This window comes from Roseibium sp. (genome assembly GCF_051016195.1).
Classification (GTDB): domain Bacteria; phylum Pseudomonadota; class Alphaproteobacteria; order Rhizobiales; family Stappiaceae; genus Roseibium.
Genome location: NZ_CP134616.1, coordinates 2,442,049 through 2,457,284 on the forward strand (window position 1 = coordinate 2,442,049; position 15,236 = coordinate 2,457,284).

Below are 15,236 nucleotides of genomic sequence, written 5' to 3' on the forward strand. Positions count from 1 at the left end.
TGCCTTGAAATCGTAGCACAAATGCAACGACATGCCCGCAAACCGGAAAAAACCCTGCAACAAGGCTGGATAAGGGCAGAATGCGTCAAAAAATCGTCCATTTGACGGATGGTGCCTGAATCGTGACCCGATTCAGGCTGCGGCATTCTTGTCGTCGTCCTCCAGACCGTATTCCTTCAGCTTTCGATAAAGTGTGGACCGGCCAATTCCAAGGCGTTTGGCCACTTCGGTCATGCGGCCGGAATAGTGATTTATGGCGGCGCGAATCAACTCTTCCTCAATGTCGGCGAGCTTTCTGACATGACCCTCGTGGTCAAGATTGCGCATGAAGCCGAAAGGAGCCGCGAACTCGAACCCGGCAGGAGAGGCCGCCGCCCCCGGGGTCTCGGCCGGATGAGGTTCCGGTGGTAGGTTTACCGCTGCATGACCTGGGACCTGGCCGCTCACAACGGCTGCGGATTGCGGCGGCGCCACCGGTTCTGTTACGGGCTGGTCGATGGCGGCCGCGACCTGCGGAAAATCGTTGATGGTAAGCTGCGCGCCGTCGCACAGGACAACAGCCCTGAACACTGCGTTCTCCAACTGGCGGATGTTGCCGGGCCAGTGGTAGTCCTGCAGCATTGCCACGGTGTCGCTTCTCACTGCGGCGACGTGCGGTTTGCCCTCCTCGGCAGCAAAACGCGCCAGGAAATGACGGGTCAGTGCCGGGATGTCCTCGCGCCGGTCGCGCAGCGGCGGAATCCAGATCGGGAACACATTCAGCCGGTAGTAAAGGTCCTCGCGGAAGACCCCTTCCTTGACCTGATCGATCAGGCGGCGATTGGTCGCCGAAATCAGGCGGAAATCCACCTTGACCGGCCGGCGCGCGCCGATCGGGTCGATTTCGTTTTCCTGCAACGCGCGCAAGAGTTTGACCTGCACATCCTGCGGCAGTTCACCGACCTCGTCCAGAAACAGGGTGCCGCCATGGGCTTCCTGGAACTTGCCGACATGTTTGTCGACGGCACCTGTGAAGGCACCCTTTTCGTGCCCGAACAGGATCGATTCCACGAGGTTTTCGGCAATGGCGCCGCAATTGACGGCGATGAGAGGCTTGGACCTGCGGTCGCTGGATCCCTGGATCGCGCTCGCGATCATCTCCTTGCCGACACCGCTCTCGCCTTCGATCAGGATCGGAATGTTGGAGGCGGCAGCGCGCTTTCCGAGGCTGATAACGCGTTCCATGGCCGCAGAGTGCGTGATGATATCCGCAAAGGTCAGCGTGCCGGATGCCTGTTTCCTGAAGCGCGTGATCTCGTCTTCAAGCGCGGACGTTTTCAGAAGGTTCCGGATCGAGACATTCAGCCGTTCGGGCGCGACGGGTTTGACAACGAAGTCCTGCGCACCCGCATTCATGACGCTGACGACGGTGTCTATACCGCCGTGACCTGTCTGAACGATAACCGGTGTCGCATTCTTGTTGCCGCGCAACTGTTCCAGAACGCCCATGCCATCCAGTTCCGGCATGACCATGTCCAGGATGATGAGGTCGATCTCGCTCGCCTCCGGACCGTTCATGATCTGCATCGCCTCGACGCCGTTTTCCGCCGTTTTCGAGCGATAGCCGAATTTCTTCACCGCTTCTTCAAGAAGCCGGCGTTGGATCGGGTCGTCGTCGACAATGAGAATTTTACCACTGGTTGCTTGCATGGGCCGGTTCAGTTCACTTGAAATTGTCTCGTTTCGATCCATTGTGGTCGCAATCGGGTAAATAAATCGTCCCTGACAAATGAAAAATTTCGGTTTTCTGAATTGCACGGCGATGCTTGGCCGTCCTACATATCGGGAAACCACGTGCCAGCTGCCCATTCGGGCAGGTTCTCACCGGAGTTCAACATGCCTCTTCCGCACCCTGTCCATGCTCCTCAGTCCGCAGGTTCCTCCGATCTTGGTGCCTTGCCGGAGTGGGATCTGACAGATCTCTATGCCGCCATGGATGCCCCTGAGATCGAGCGTGACCTCAAGGAAAGCCTTGAACGCGCCAAGACGTTCGAGGCCTCCTACAAGGGCCGCCTGGCGGAACTGGCGAAGGACAACGTGCCGGCTCTCGTGACGGCGATCCGCGCGTATGAGGACCTGGAAGACCTCATGGGGCGGCTAATCTCTTTCGCGGGCCTGGTTTATGCCGGCAACACCATCGATCCGGCAGCGCAGAAATTTTATGGCGACGTGCAGGAGCAGATTACCACGGCCAGTTCCCATCTTCTGTTCTTCGGTCTTGAACTGAACACCGTCGACGACGCGGCCGTAGATGCCGCACTCGGTGACAGCCAGCTTGAACACTACCGGCCCTGGATCGAGGATCTGCGCAAGGGCAAACCGTATCAGCTGGAAGATCGTGTCGAACAGCTGTTTCACGAAAAGTCGGTGACGGGAAGCAACGCCTGGAACCGGCTGTTTGATGAGACGATGGCCGCGCTCACCTTCAATGTCGAAGGCGAAAAACTTGCGATCGAACCGACGTTGAATCTTCTGGTCGACCCGTCGGCAGACAAACGCCGTCAGGCCTTTCAGGCGTTGAACGAGACCTTTTCGGGAAACCTTCGAACCTTTGCGCTGATCACGAACACGCTGGCGAAGGACAAGGAAATCTCCGACCGCTGGAGAAACTTCAAGGATATTGCCGACAGCCGGCACCTGGCCAACCGGGTGGAGCGGGATGTCGTTGACGCGCTTGTCGCCGCCGTCCGCGATGCCTATCCGCGGCTTTCCCACCGGTACTACAAGCTGAAGGCAGGCTGGCTCGGGACGGATCAACTCAACAGCTGGGACCGGAACGCGCCGCTTCCGGAAGCGGACACCAGGGTGATCCCGTGGGATGAAGCGCGGCAGACGGTGCTGTCCGCCTATGACGCCTTCTCGCCTCAGATGTCGGAAATTGCCGGCAGGTTCTTCGACAAGGGCTGGATCGACGCACCGGCCCGGTCGGGCAAAGCTCCGGGTGCTTTTGCCCATCCGACCGTTCCGAGCGCCCATCCCTATGTCCTGGTCAACTACCAGGGCAAGATCCGCGACGTGATGACACTCGCACATGAGCTTGGACATGGTGTGCATCAGGTTCTGGCCGGGCATAACGGGCCGCTGATGGCACCGACGCCCCTGACGCTTGCGGAGACAGCCAGTGTCTTCGGCGAAATGCTGACCTTCAAGTCACTGCTGGCAAAGGCGGACAATCCACAGACCCGCAAGATCATGCTGGCGTCCAAGGCCGAGGACATGATCAACACGGTGGTCAGGCAGATCGCCTTCTACAGCTTCGAGCGCAAGGTCCATACGGAGCGGCGCAACGGAGAGCTCACCGCGGACAAGATCGGTGAATTGTGGATGTCCGTTCAGGGTGAGAGTCTCGGACCGGCGATCAAGCTGAACGAGGGTTATGAAACCTTCTGGACCTATATTCCGCATTTCATCCACTCGCCGTTCTATGTCTATGCATACGCGTTCGGCGACTGCCTCGTGAACTCGCTTTTTGCGGTTTACGAAGATGCCGAAACAGGATTTCAGGAGAAGTATTTCGAGCTTCTGAAGGCGGGCGGCACCAAGCACCATTCCGAGCTTCTTGCACCGTTCGGCCTCAGTGCCACGGATCCCGACTTCTGGAAAAAGGGCCTTTCCGTCATCGAACGGATCATCGATGAGCTGGAAGAGCTGGACAAGAGTTGAGGCAGACGGACCGCGCGCCCGATGCCAATGCCGCCAGAGCCACCGTTCCAGCATCGTCCCTATGACGGGTCAACCCGGCCCTTCACCGTCGGTCTGAAGCCCATCGGAGAAGAGACCTGGCTGGAACCGGATCAGTTCCTGGATGCGCATCTGGCGGAAAAGGAAAGGCTTTTTGCGCAAGACCTGCGGGCCGTGTTCCGCGCCGAAGAGGACACGTGTGCAGCTCAGCGCGAAGTGCTGGATCTTGTCACCGACAACCTGATGCGGTTTCATCCCCTGACGCACCGGGTCGAGGCAGGTTCGGCGACGGTCATCGGGACCGGGCGCAGGATTGCATTTGGGCAGGAGCCGGCACTTCTGACGGCGTCCAAACTCGTCCAGGAAGACCTGGTGATCATGCGCGAAGGACCGGACGGATACAGGCTCGTCGCTGCGTCGGTCTGTTTTCCCTCGTCATGGCGGCTTTCGGAAAAAATCGGACGCTCCATGTCCGGGATCCATGAGGGTGTGCCGGACTTCAACGGTGCGCGCATGGGACAGGTCGTCGGGCGGCTGTTTGAAAACCTTGCGACGGACCAGCTGGTGTGCCGATTCAACTGGTCCATCTATCCGGATGACAACCTCCATCACCCGATACCGGAAGGCATTGCGTTCGCGGTCACGGAAGAATCACTGGCGAGGCTGTTTCTAAGGGTCGAGCGTCAGACGTTGCGCAGGCTTCCCAAGAGCGGAGATATCGTTTTCACGATCCGGATCCATCATGACCCTCTGGCGAAACTGGCAGAGCAGGAGGATCGCAAACGCATCGCATCGGACCTCAGATCCCAGCTGATGGACCTGACAGCGGACCAGCTCGACTACAAGGGAATGATCAGGGCCCGCGACGAAATTGCCGAGACGCTTGAGCGCATGTAAGTTTCAGAGGCGGCGTTCCATCGACTGGTCCAGCTGGATTTCTTTGCCGTAGGTCATATGTGTTGGACTATCGATTTCCGGCCGAATGGCGCAAATCAGATCAGCCGTAGGGAGTAGCTTGCCGAATGGCACAGTCAAAAGACCGCGAGAGCAACCGGTTCACTGCCCGCATGGGGCGCTATGCGAAGGTCGGCACGAACATGAGCGGCATCGCCGCGAAATTCGCCGGGGCTCGGTTCTTCGGGATGAATCTCGACAACGCCAAGAATGCGGCTGAACTTGCCGAGGCGCTGGGCGGGCTCAAGGGCCCCCTGATGAAAGTGGCCCAGCTCCTGTCCACGATCCCCGACGCCTTGCCGCCCGAATACACAACCGAACTGGCGAAGCTCCAGGCGAGTGCGCCGCCGATGGGATGGGCCTTTGTCAAGCGCCGGATGCGCGCGGAACTCGGTGCGGACTGGCAAAGCCGGTTTGCCGAATTCGGCCGCGAGCCCGCGGCGGCGGCGTCGCTTGGACAGGTGCACAGGGCCACCGCCCATGACGGGCGCGTGCTGGCCTGCAAGCTCCAGTATCCGGATATGGCCTCTGCCGTCGAAGCCGACCTTTCGCAGCTGCAAATGCTGTTTTCGCTGCACAGGCGCATGAGCCCTGCGATCGACACGCGCGAAATCGCCAAGGAAATCAGCGCAAGGGTTCGTGAGGAACTCGACTACGCGCGCGAGGCGGCGCATATCGCGATGTATCAGGAGATCCTGTCAGATTACGAAAGGGTGCGCGTTCCCTCCGTTGTCGACGAATTGTCAACGCGACGTCTCCTGACCATGGGCTGGCTGACGGGCAAGCCGCTCCTGGATTACAAGGAACACGATCAGGAAGACCGAAATCTCCTTGCGAAAACCATGTTCCACGCGTGGTGGCACCCTTTCAGCCATTATGGCGTCATCCATGGCGACCCGCATCTTGGCAATTACACCGTTTTCGAACAGGAAGGACGTCCAGCCGGCATCAACCTGCTCGATTACGGATGTATCCGCGTGTTTCCGGAATCCTTTGTCGAAGGCGTGGTGAATCTCTATCTCGGCCTGCTTGAGGAAGACAACGACCGGGTCGTGTCGGCCTATGAGCGCTGGGGTTTCAAGAACCTCAAGAAAGACGTCATCGAGGTTCTGAATATCTGGGCTCGATTCATCTACGGCCCGCTGTTGAGCGACCGCGTGCGCTCGATCGCGGACGGTGTCTCCGCCGCCGAGTACGGCCGCAAAGAAGCGTTCAAGGTGCATTCAGCGCTCAAGGAGCTCGGCCCGGTCACGGTGCCGCAAGAGTTCGTCTTCATGGATCGCGCGGCAATCGGGCTTGGTGGCGTTTTCCTGCATCTGCGTGCCCAGCTGAACTTCTTCCAGCTGTTCAATGAGCAAATCGAAGGGTTCGAGGCGGCAAAGGTGCGGCGGCGTCAGGATGACGTGCTGCGCGCGGCTGGCCTCGCTGGAACTTCGAACGCCGCCTGACCCGTATGCCGGGGCCATAACCTACCTCGGCGCGCCCGTTTGTGACGCCTAGGCCAAAAAGTCGCGTCAAACCCGTCGGATTATGTGTTCACCGACATTGCGGACCGGGAAGTCTTTATTGTAAGAAGTCTTCCAACTGTTGTTTTTCTTGGGGATCAGAATGTCTGACGATAACGCACCCGCGATGGACTATGACGAGCACGAGCGGACTTACGAAGGCTTCATCAACTTTTCCAAAGTTGGCACCATCGCCGTCATCAACATCGTCATTTGCCTTATCATGTTCGGCTTCGGCGGTACCACTGCCGTCGTGTTCGGATGGCTGATGCTGATTGCCACTATGGTCGCTTCCGCCATCGGTCTCGCCCTTGGCGATTCCGGCTGGATCCCGCCGACCGCCGTGACCGTTCTCACGATTGTCCTGGCGATCCTTACGGTCTGAACGGGCTTCGAATTCCGGGCGTCTCGACGCCCACTTTTTGCAAAGGCGCAGTTCGGAACTGCGCCTTTCGTGTATCGGGAAAGCGCGCAAAACGGCCATGACGACCGCGATGCCTCAATTCTTCGACTACAAACCTCCCTTGGATCCTTTCCTGTCAGTGATCCATGCGGATGCTGACCTTCTCGTCGTCGACAAGCCGAGCGGCCTTTTGAGTGTGCCGGGCAAGGCACCCGAACACGCGGACTGCGTGGAAAGCCGGTGCCGCGGTGTTCACGCCAATTCCCGCATCGTGCATCGCCTCGACATGGATACGTCCGGTGTCATGGTGCTGGCGATGAACCCGGCTGCACACCGCCATCTCGGGCTGCAGTTCGAGCGGCGCAAGACCCGCAAGACCTACATCGCCGACGTCTGGGGGCAACTGGACACAGACACTGGTGAGGTTGACTTGCCACTGATCTGCGACTGGCCCAATCGCCCGAAACAGATGGTGTGCCATGAAAACGGCAAGGCGGCGCTCACGAAATGGCAGGTTATCGACCGGTCCGACAGGACCACACGCGTCCGGCTCTTCCCCCACACCGGCCGCTCGCATCAATTGAGGGTGCATATGCTGGCGCTCGGGCATCCGATCCTGGGCGACCGCTTTTATGCCGAGGGAGATGCGCTGACCGCATCAGGCCGCCTGGCGCTTCATGCGGAGAGCCTGGAGCTTCATCACCCGACCGGCGGCGAACGGGTCACGTTCCACTCGCCGTGTCCGTTCTAGACGGCTTTCTGCCCCAAGATTTCCATCTTCTTCAGCCAGCAACCGACCTTGGCAGGTTCGGCGTGTTCCACCATGCCGAAGACCGTTGATCTGACCGGACTGAATCCGACGAAGCCGAGGATGTTCCGCTTCAGGCTCTTCAGGCTATGTGCGCCGTACCAGATCCTGTAGGCGAGGGCCGGCATCCCGGCTGTCAGGACGATCCTTGCCGACTTTCCGCGCATCTTGCCCTTCGGCCACCGGTCGTCCGGAGAGCGTTCGAACGCGGTGTCATAGTGGAGAAGCTGTTCCAGAAAGCCCTTGGTATGGGCCGGCAGAGTTCCCAGCCACAGGGGATAGATCAGCACGAGGTGATCCGCTGCAAGCAGGGTGTCACGCACCGGTCTGACGGTTTCCGGGCTCGGCCGGTCGGTGAAATCCGATGGTTTGCGCAGAAGAGGAAAATCGAGATCCGCGATGCGGACGAGGTTCGAGCTGTGTCCGGCCCGATCCGCGCCGGTCGCATATGCCTTCGCGAGCGCATGACATAAATGTCCGTCGTCCGGATCCGGATGGCCGTCCAGTATCAGGATGGTTTTCATGGGACCTTCCATCGGTTTCAGAACGGATGCAGGCAGGTCTCAATGATAGCGTGAGGGCACGATTTCGCGTTGATCTGGATCAGGTACGCTGCGCGTTTGAAGCGATCGTCAGCCCTGACCGACGCGGCCGAGGCCTTCGCGCGCAATCTTGTTGGAATTGTCCAGCGACATGGCGCGGGAGTAGTTGCGGCGGGCGTCTTTCGGCTTGCCGAGAAGTTCCAGCGCAAGGCCGCGATTTGCCCAGGCAACAGCCGATTCCCTGTCGAGGTTCACCGCCATGGACAGATCCTCGAACGCTGCATTCGGGTCGTTGACGGCGAGATAGGAAATGCCCCTCGCGATATAGGGCGCGCTCGCCTTGGGGTTCAGGCCGATCGCGGTTGCGAAATCCTCGATGGCGAGGCTGTCCTGCTTTTGTGCCTGGTAGATCAGGCCCCGGTTGTAGAACGCGCGCGCATCGCTGCTGTCGCGGGCAATCACGGAATTGAAGTCGGCAAGGGCTGCGTTGTAATTGCCCTGCTGGCGATAGATGTTGCCGCGGCCGACATAGGCGACGTCGTAGTCGGGCTTGATATTAATGGCGCGCGTGTAGTCGGACACGGCAAGATCGTTCTTGCCCTGGCGGCGGTAGACGAGCGCCCTGTTGGCATATGTCTGGTAGGATTGCGGATTGAGCTGCAGGGCGCGGTCGAAGTCTTCGATCGCCTGATCGAGCTTGCCGGCCTGGCCATAGGCGATGCCGCGCGTGCTGTAAGCTGTTGCGTCAGAAGGGTTCGACTCAATCACCGCGGTCAGCGAAGCGATGTTGGTCGAGGAGCCGGCAGACTTGTTGACAGGCACGCCGTCATAAACGCCGGCAGTGTTGCACGCGGCCAAGAGCGTTGCGAAGGCGAACAGGGTCGCGTGTGGCAGGAATTTGCGCATGCGGCACATATGCTCTCTGACAATCAAGCGTTTGGACATGCCGTTCATCGACCTCCAATAGGGCGGGAATGTGGCTGCCGTTTTCATACGGTGTTTCCGCCCGTCAAATTCTTTGTAAAACGCCAAAAGCCGACCGTGAACCCGGTCGGCTTTACGGCAGATCTGCAGAAAAGAAGAGGCCTTTCAGCCAAGTGCGCTCGAGCCGCTATCAGCGGCGAGCGGACTTGCCCGGCAGCAGACCTTCGCGCTGAGCACGCTTGCGGGCCAGCTTGCGCGCACGGCGCACGGCTTCGGCCTTTTCACGGGCTTTTTTCTCGGACGGCTTTTCGAAGTGGCCGCGAAGTTTCATTTCACGGAAGATGCCTTCGCGTTGCATCTTTTTCTTCAGCGCCTTGAGCGCCTGATCGACATTGTTGTCGCGAACCAAAACCTGCACGCGTTTTTTCCTGTTCTCGATGCCCTGCGGCCAACCCGCGGACAAATTAAAACCTTGATTAAAGACGCCTTGCCAGCCCTTCAATCGATCGTTCCGAAATCACATCGTGAAGCGCCGATGCAGCGACGGGCTGCCATGCATTCACTTGTGTACAGAGACCTGATCGCCGCTGACGCGTCGCTCACATGAGGGCGGTACATACCAGAGGGCGCACCACCTGTCCACAGCCATTCGCAAATAATAAGGGCGAATTCGGAGCTCACAACACGTGCCGGCGCAGAAGAATGATGGACAGGAGGACGATTGAAGACTAGAGGTGATTTTCTCACCAGAACCCAAATGCCTCATTCAAGAAGGCGGTTCATCGCCCCGTTTGTTGGAGGAAGCAATGGCGCATCACGCGTCAAGGGAGCCCGATTCGGCGCAGTCAAAGTCGTTGTGGCAGAGTGACATCCTGCCGACGCTTTCGCTCGGCATGCCGCTAGCCGGCGCGCAACTGGCGCAGATCGCGATCAACACGACCGATGTCCTGATGATCGGCCGTCTCGGTGCCGTGGAACTTGCGGCCTCCGTGCTCGCGTTCAATTTCTACATGCTCCTGTGGTTCTTTGGCATGGGGATCCTCCAGGCGGTCATTCCGCTCGCCGCGAGGGCGCGCGGTCAACGCAGGCCACGGGACCTCAGGCGCGCTGTGCGGATGGGGTTCTGGATCTCCGTGATTTTCTGTGTTCCGGTCTGGATCATCCTGTTCTTCACCGAATCGATTCTTCTGCTGCTCGGCCAGGAACCGGAGCTGGCGCGGCTTGCCGGCATTTACATGCGGGTTCTGCAATGGACCATGCTGCCGGCCCTGCTGATCATGGCCATCCGCGGGTTCCTGACTGTCATGGAGCGTACCCAGGTCGTGCTTTGGGCAACGATCGCCGGCGCGGTGGCCAATGCCATCCTGGATTACCTGCTCATCTTCGGGCATTTCGGATTTCCTAGGATGGAGCTTGTCGGTGCAGGTTTCGCGTCTGTCTTGAGTGCGACCACCACCTTCCTGTTCCTGCTCGGTTACGCGCTGCTTCATCCGAAACTTCGCCGCTACAATCTGCTCGGCCGTATCTGGCGGTCCGACTGGCCGGTCTTTTTCCAGATCCTGCGTCTCGGCACACCGATCGGGCTGACGATCGTGGCGGAAGGATCGCTTTTCACCGCCTCGGCCATCATGATCGGCTGGCTTGGCACGGTGCCTCTGGCTGCGCACGGTATCGCGCTTCAGATCGCATCGATTACTTTCATGGTCCCCGTCGGGCTTTCGATGGCGGCGATGACGCGTGTCAGCCTTGCGGCAGGCCGCGGTGACCGGGCCGGCATCGGACGGGCCGGGTGGACATCGCTCTGGGTCACCACATTCTTCATGGTGTGCTTCGCGATCGTTTTCTGGACGATCCCCGAGACACTGATCGGACTTTATCTCGATTTCGCAGATCCGGAAGCGCTCGACGTTCTTGCCTACGGCGTTTCTTTCCTGCTGGTCGCGGCGCTGTTTCAGCTTGCCGACGGCGGGCAGATCATCGGTGTCAACAATCTGCGCGGTCTCGGCGACACAACCATCCCGTTGTTCTACGCGCTTTTCGGCTACTGGGTCGTCGGCATCAGCCTGTCGCTGGGGCTCGGCTTCCTGGCCGGGTGGGGCGGCGTCGGTGTGTGGCTCGGACTTGCCGGGGGTCTGGCGAGCGTCGCCCTTCTCGCCAATCTCCGATTTGCGCGCCGGGAAGAGCTTGGTCTGGTCCGGATCTGAGCATCAATCCGCGATTGGAGTGATGCGATTGACGTGGCCCATCTTGCGCCCTTCGCGGGTGTCGGACTTGCCGTAAAGGTGCAGCCGCGCGGCCGGGTCCTTCAAGACGTCGGACCATGCGTCAACACCATATCCGATCAGGTTTTCCATGACAGCATCCGAGTGCCGTTCCGCCGAGCCGAGCGGCCAGCCCGCCACGGCGCGGACATGCTGGTCGAATTGCGAGGCAAGGCAGGCATCCTGCGTCCAGTGGCCGGAATTGTGAACCCGCGGCGCGACTTCGTTGACGAGCAGTTTTTCTCCGGTTTCGTCCCTGACGAGGAACATCTCGACACCCATGACACCGACGTAATCCAGGCCGTGAACAATCTGCTCGGCCATGACACGGGCATTCTCGGCGGTCGCGGCGGACACGCCAGCCGGCACCGTGGAGGTCTTGAGGATGTGGTTTTCGTGGTGATTGCGCGCAATGTCGAAGCTGCGGGACGTGCCGTCAAGATCACGGGCAACGATGACCGAGACCTCGCACTCGAAGGGGATCAGGGCTTCCAGGACGGCAGGCACTGCACCGATCCGGTCAAAGGCACCGTCAGCGTCTCCGGGCTCGCGGATCATCAGCTGGCCCTTGCCGTCATAGCCGAAACGACGGGTTTTCAGAACGCCCTTGCCGCCGAACTCCTTCAGGGCACTTTCCAGGTCCTGCTGCGAACTGATGTCCGCGAAACCGGCAATTGCAATGCCGGTCTCCGACAGGAACCGTTTTTCATAGAGGCGGTCCTGGGACACTTCCAGCGCGCGCACGCCCGGACGCACGGGAACCTTCGCATCCAGATGCGCGGCGGTTGGCCCGGGCACGTTCTCGAATTCATAGGTGACAACCGAAACGGCGTCCGCGAACCGGTTCAGCGCATCAATGTCCTCATAGGGCGCAATGGTGAAGGTTGCGCTGACATCGAAGGCGGGGCTGTGCGGATCAGGGCAGAAGATGTGTGTCTTCAGACCGAGACTGGCGGCGGACTGGGCAAGCATGCGGCCAAGCTGGCCTCCGCCAAGAATGCCAACCGTGTCGCCCGGGCTAAGCCGTTTGTCGCTCATCTTCTAAGTCTCGCGTTCCTGGTTTCAGTTGTCGTCTGCCGGAAACTCGGCCACGGCGGCCGTGCGTTCAGCACGGTAGGTGTCAAGCGCGGTCTCGATTGCGGGGTCGCCGAGGGCGAGGACCGCGGCGGCGAGAAGTCCGGCATTTGTGGCTCCGGCCTTGCCAATTGCAAGCGTGCCGACCGGAATGCCGCCTGGCATCTGCACGATCGAAAGCAGACTGTCTTCGCCTGACAGCGTGCGGCTTTCAACCGGGACGCCGAACACGGGCAGCGGAGTCAGCGCGGCGGTCATGCCTGGAAGATGAGCAGCGCCGCCAGCCCCGGCAATGATCACCTTGAAACCCTCGGCCTTCGCACCTCTCGCGAAATCATACATGCGTTGAGGCGTGCGATGTGCCGAGACGATGCGGGCCTCGTAGCTCACACCAAGCTGGTCCAGCGTGTCCGCCGCGTGTTTCATCGTCGGCCAGTCCGACTGGCTTCCCATAATGATCGCGACATCCGCATTTGCCATTGCTTGCTCCACATGCCCGGGGCTCAGAAAGGCGCGGAGTATAGGCAGAGCGTCCAGCATCGCAACCCCGGAAAGCCGCGGATACCGACAAAAACGCCCGCAGCCGTTTCAGGAAGGCCGCACTAGGCGATGATATCCGGAAAAAGCTGATCTTCGAGTGCCGAGATGCGATCCTTGATCAGCAGTTTTTTCTTCTTCAGGCGCTGAAGCTGCAGGACGTCATGGTTCGATGTTGCCGCAAGCGCCTGCACGGCGACGTCCAGGTCCCTGTGTTCCTGACGAAGCTGCGCAAGCTCCATTCGCAAAGCATCCGTGTCCATGTGGCCCTCTATTCCCCAACGCCCAGGAATCAAGTCCTAGTCCATTTTGCCCGTCGCGGGCAAGATGGCATCTTTCGCGGTCGCCTACCTGCCTTTGCGTTCGATGCAGATCGGGAAAGCTCCGCAATTGTCCAATAATTGTTCACAGCGTGATTTCTTCAGCCGGCGAAGAAAACAGACGCAAAAATCGTGCGATATTAGACAGTTAATCGATGGGCGTTCTTTAGGGTTTTCTAAGGATAGCTGCATGAATGCGTATTTCGTCGGCGAAATGGTCCAGATATGCGGAATCTGCAATCGACAAATCCAGATTTCATGTGGCACGATGGTAATGTTGAGCCAACAGACAGGAGGTTTATCCATGTCAATGCAGTCGCATCTCGAAGAACTTGAGCGCCGTCACGCGGAAATGAAGCGCAAAATCGAAGACGCTCTGATGCACCCGAGTACAGACTCACTGGAATTGGCCGACATGAAAAGACAAAAGCTCAAGATCAAGGACGAGATTGAGCGAATAAGGCATGACAAGACGCTTCACTAGACAGTTTATAACTGTTTGGAAGATTTGGATCGCCGCACCATGTGCGGCGATTTTGTTTTATGTCAGAGTTGTTTCGCCTGTTCGCGCAGGGCAAATTTCTGGATCTTGCCGGTGGATGTTTTGGGCAACTCGCAAAAGACGACCGTCCTTGGTGCCTTGAAATTTGCCATGTGTTCCCGGCAGAACGCGATCAGGTCCGTTTCCGAAACGGTAGATCCCGCCGCCAGTTCGACAAAAGCGCAGGGCGTTTCGCCCCATTTCTCGTCGGGCCGGGCGACAACTGCTGCGGCCTGCACAGCCGGGTGCTTGTAGAGCACATCTTCAACCTCGATGGACGAGATGTTCTCACCGCCGGAAATGATGATGTCCTTGGACCGGTCCTTGAGCTGGATATAACCATCGGGGTGCATGACGCCGAGATCCCCGGAATGAAACCAGCCGCCCTCAAATGCACTTGAAGTGGCATCCGGGTTTTTCAGATAGCCTTTCATGACCACATTGCCGCGGAACATCACCTCGCCGAGTGTTGTGCCGTCTGCTGGAACAGGCGCAAGCGTTTCCGGGTCAAGAACCCTCAGGTCCTCCAGCGCGACATAGCGGACCCCCTGACGGGCCTTTTTCTGAGCCTGCTGCTCGAGCGGCAGGGCGTCCCAGTCGGACTTCCAGTCATTGACGACAGCCGGACCGTAGACCTCGGTCAGTCCGTAAAGGTGCGTGACGTTGAATCCGGCCGTCTTCATGGCCGCAAGCACGCTTTCGGGAGGTGGCGCGGCAGCGGTGAAGAACTCCACCTCGCGTTCCAGATCCCGCTTCTGGTCCGGCGAAGCGTTCAGGAGCGTGGACATGATGATCGGCGCACCGCACAGATGGGTGACGTTTTCATCGGCGATCAGGTCCCACATAGCCTGCGGTCGGACCCAGCGCAGGCAGACATGTGTTCCGGCAACGATGGAGATTGACCAGGGAAAGCACCAGCCGTTGCAATGAAACATCGGCAGCGTCCACAGATAGACGGGGTGTTTCGCCATCGACGCCGTGATCACGTTGGCCTGCGCGAGCAGATAGGCACCCCTGTGGTGATACACGACACCTTTCGGATTGCCGGTCGTTCCGGAGGTATAGTTCAGGGTGATCGCGTCCCATTCATCGTCCGGCAGCGACCAGCTGAAACCCGGATCTCCCGATTGCACAAAGTCTTCATAGTCGATCGATCCGAGGCGTTCGCCGTCCTGCGGAAATTCCGGATCGGAATAGTCGATGATGACTGGCTTGACCGAGGCGATCGACAGGGCTTCCTGCATGACGGGAGCATATTCCCGGTCCGTGATCAGAACCTTGCAATCTGCATGGTCGAGCTGAAACGCGATGATGGCGGCATCCAGACGCGTGTTCATTGAATGCAGAACCGCCTTGGTCATCGGAACGCCGTAATGGGCCTCGAGCATTGGCGGGACGTTGGAAAGCATCACGCTGACCGTGTCGTTCTTGCCGATGCCGAGCCCCGTCAGAGCCGAGGCAAGCTGGCGGGAGCGGCGGTAGAAGTTCCGGTAATCCGTCCGCTGCCTGCCATGAACGATGGCGATCTTTTCCGGAAAGACGTCGGCCGCCCGCGCCAGAAAGCTGAGCGGACTCAGAGCGGCGAAGTTTGCGGTGTTCTTGTCGAGCCCCTGTTCAAAGGGGCTGAGACCGGCATCCATAACTTTC

At 59.3% G+C, this 15,236-nt stretch carries 15 protein-coding genes; 7 read left to right on the forward strand and 8 right to left on the reverse strand.

Annotated features, from left to right (window positions below):
- Nucleotides 1-132 precede the first annotated feature (132 nt).
- Nucleotides 133-1,689 (reverse strand): sigma-54-dependent transcriptional regulator, encoded by a 1,557-nt coding sequence (locus tag RDA78_RS11310; RefSeq protein ID WP_434055409.1) that lies wholly within the window; start codon nucleotides 1,687-1,689, stop codon nucleotides 133-135.
- A gap of 186 nt (nucleotides 1,690-1,875) precedes the next feature.
- On the opposite strand from RDA78_RS11310, the gene RDA78_RS11315 reads away from it, so the two are divergent.
- From RDA78_RS11315 to RDA78_RS11335, 5 genes are all read left to right on the forward strand, one after another.
- Nucleotides 1,876-3,702, forward strand: coding sequence for a M3 family oligoendopeptidase (locus tag RDA78_RS11315; RefSeq protein ID WP_434055410.1), 1,827 nt, complete (start codon nucleotides 1,876-1,878; stop codon nucleotides 3,700-3,702).
- 21 nt (nucleotides 3,703-3,723) lie between these two features.
- Nucleotides 3,724-4,617 carry a heme-dependent oxidative N-demethylase family protein gene (locus RDA78_RS11320; RefSeq protein ID WP_434055411.1) on the forward strand — a complete coding sequence of 298 codons (894 nt, stop codon included), beginning with the start codon at nucleotides 3,724-3,726 and terminating at the stop codon, nucleotides 4,615-4,617.
- Between the two features lie 125 nt (nucleotides 4,618-4,742).
- Nucleotides 4,743-6,122 (forward strand): ABC1 kinase family protein, encoded by a 1,380-nt coding sequence (locus tag RDA78_RS11325; protein ID WP_434055412.1) that lies wholly within the window; start codon nucleotides 4,743-4,745, stop codon nucleotides 6,120-6,122.
- Nucleotides 6,123-6,282: 160 nt separating this feature from the next.
- On the forward strand, nucleotides 6,283-6,564 hold the full coding sequence (locus RDA78_RS11330; RefSeq protein ID WP_434055413.1) for an aa3-type cytochrome c oxidase subunit IV: 282 nt from the start codon (nucleotides 6,283-6,285) through the stop codon (nucleotides 6,562-6,564).
- Nucleotides 6,565-6,661: 97 nt separating this feature from the next.
- Nucleotides 6,662-7,333 carry an RluA family pseudouridine synthase gene (locus RDA78_RS11335; protein ID WP_434055414.1) on the forward strand — a complete coding sequence of 224 codons (672 nt, stop codon included), beginning with the start codon at nucleotides 6,662-6,664 and terminating at the stop codon, nucleotides 7,331-7,333.
- Here the strand turns inward: RDA78_RS11335 and RDA78_RS11340 are convergent.
- The 3 genes from RDA78_RS11340 to rpsU form a co-directional block, all read right to left on the reverse strand.
- Nucleotides 7,330-7,914 (reverse strand): NAD(P)H-dependent oxidoreductase, encoded by a 585-nt coding sequence (locus tag RDA78_RS11340; RefSeq protein WP_434055415.1) that lies wholly within the window; start codon nucleotides 7,912-7,914, stop codon nucleotides 7,330-7,332. The two genes, RDA78_RS11335 and RDA78_RS11340, sit on opposite strands and share 4 nt — an antisense overlap.
- A gap of 108 nt (nucleotides 7,915-8,022) precedes the next feature.
- Nucleotides 8,023-8,925, reverse strand: a complete 903-nt coding sequence (locus RDA78_RS11345; RefSeq protein WP_434055416.1) for a tetratricopeptide repeat protein — start codon at nucleotides 8,923-8,925, stop codon at nucleotides 8,023-8,025.
- A 121-nt stretch (nucleotides 8,926-9,046) separates the two neighbouring features.
- On the reverse strand, nucleotides 9,047-9,274 hold the full coding sequence (rpsU, locus tag RDA78_RS11350; protein WP_306144344.1) for a 30S ribosomal protein S21: 228 nt from the start codon (nucleotides 9,272-9,274) through the stop codon (nucleotides 9,047-9,049).
- A gap of 388 nt (nucleotides 9,275-9,662) precedes the next feature.
- Here rpsU and RDA78_RS11355 point away from each other — a divergent pair, with 388 nt between their 5' ends.
- A complete protein-coding gene (locus RDA78_RS11355) occupies nucleotides 9,663-11,060 on the forward strand; it encodes an MATE family efflux transporter (RefSeq protein WP_434055417.1) in 1,398 nt (465 codons plus the stop codon).
- A 3-nt stretch (nucleotides 11,061-11,063) separates the two neighbouring features.
- Here RDA78_RS11355 and RDA78_RS11360 read toward each other — a convergent pair whose 3' ends face one another.
- From RDA78_RS11360 to RDA78_RS11370, 3 genes are all read right to left on the reverse strand, one after another.
- A complete protein-coding gene (locus RDA78_RS11360) occupies nucleotides 11,064-12,155 on the reverse strand; it encodes a 5-(carboxyamino)imidazole ribonucleotide synthase (RefSeq protein WP_434055418.1) in 1,092 nt (363 codons plus the stop codon).
- A gap of 24 nt (nucleotides 12,156-12,179) precedes the next feature.
- Nucleotides 12,180-12,671: a 5-(carboxyamino)imidazole ribonucleotide mutase gene (purE, locus tag RDA78_RS11365; RefSeq protein ID WP_434055419.1), complete on the reverse strand. Its 492-nt coding sequence runs from the start codon at nucleotides 12,669-12,671 to the stop codon at nucleotides 12,180-12,182.
- Nucleotides 12,672-12,793: 122 nt separating this feature from the next.
- Nucleotides 12,794-12,991 (reverse strand): YdcH family protein, encoded by a 198-nt coding sequence (locus tag RDA78_RS11370; protein WP_434055420.1) that lies wholly within the window; start codon nucleotides 12,989-12,991, stop codon nucleotides 12,794-12,796.
- 361 nt (nucleotides 12,992-13,352) lie between these two features.
- Between RDA78_RS11370 and RDA78_RS11375 the strand changes: the two genes are divergently transcribed.
- Nucleotides 13,353-13,532 carry a YdcH family protein gene (locus RDA78_RS11375; protein ID WP_306144297.1) on the forward strand — a complete coding sequence of 60 codons (180 nt, stop codon included), beginning with the start codon at nucleotides 13,353-13,355 and terminating at the stop codon, nucleotides 13,530-13,532.
- Nucleotides 13,533-13,594: 62 nt separating this feature from the next.
- On the opposite strand, the gene RDA78_RS11380 is transcribed toward RDA78_RS11375, so the two are convergent.
- Nucleotides 13,595-15,229, reverse strand: coding sequence for an acyl-CoA synthetase (locus RDA78_RS11380; protein ID WP_434055421.1), 1,635 nt, complete (start codon nucleotides 15,227-15,229; stop codon nucleotides 13,595-13,597).
- Between the last annotated feature and the right edge of the window lie 7 nt (nucleotides 15,230-15,236).

Excerpts from the sequence above, each read along its gene's own strand:
- RDA78_RS11320 (WP_434055411.1), top strand. The coding sequence starts at position 3,724 with ATGCCAATGCCGCCAGAGCCACCGTTCCAGCATCGTCCCTATGACGGG.
- RDA78_RS11360 (WP_434055418.1), bottom strand. The coding sequence starts at position 12,155 with ATGAGCGACAAACGGCTTAGCCCGGGCGACACGGTTGGCATTCTTGGC.
- RDA78_RS11375 (WP_306144297.1), top strand. The coding sequence starts at position 13,353 with ATGTCAATGCAGTCGCATCTCGAAGAACTTGAGCGCCGTCACGCGGAA.
- RDA78_RS11325 (WP_434055412.1), top strand. The coding sequence starts at position 4,743 with ATGGCACAGTCAAAAGACCGCGAGAGCAACCGGTTCACTGCCCGCATG.
- RDA78_RS11370 (WP_434055420.1), bottom strand. The coding sequence starts at position 12,991 with ATGGACACGGATGCTTTGCGAATGGAGCTTGCGCAGCTTCGTCAGGAA.
- RDA78_RS11340 (WP_434055415.1), bottom strand. The coding sequence starts at position 7,914 with ATGAAAACCATCCTGATACTGGACGGCCATCCGGATCCGGACGACGGA.
- RDA78_RS11380 (WP_434055421.1), bottom strand. The coding sequence starts at position 15,229 with ATGGATGCCGGTCTCAGCCCCTTTGAACAGGGGCTCGACAAGAACACC.
- RDA78_RS11345 (WP_434055416.1), bottom strand. The coding sequence starts at position 8,925 with ATGAAAACGGCAGCCACATTCCCGCCCTATTGGAGGTCGATGAACGGC.
- RDA78_RS11330 (WP_434055413.1), top strand. The coding sequence starts at position 6,283 with ATGTCTGACGATAACGCACCCGCGATGGACTATGACGAGCACGAGCGG.
- RDA78_RS11335 (WP_434055414.1), top strand. The coding sequence starts at position 6,662 with ATGACGACCGCGATGCCTCAATTCTTCGACTACAAACCTCCCTTGGAT.
- purE (WP_434055419.1), bottom strand. The coding sequence starts at position 12,671 with ATGGCAAATGCGGATGTCGCGATCATTATGGGAAGCCAGTCGGACTGG.
- RDA78_RS11355 (WP_434055417.1), top strand. The coding sequence starts at position 9,663 with ATGGCGCATCACGCGTCAAGGGAGCCCGATTCGGCGCAGTCAAAGTCG.
- RDA78_RS11310 (WP_434055409.1), bottom strand. The coding sequence starts at position 1,689 with ATGCAAGCAACCAGTGGTAAAATTCTCATTGTCGACGACGACCCGATC.
- RDA78_RS11315 (WP_434055410.1), top strand. The coding sequence starts at position 1,876 with ATGCCTCTTCCGCACCCTGTCCATGCTCCTCAGTCCGCAGGTTCCTCC.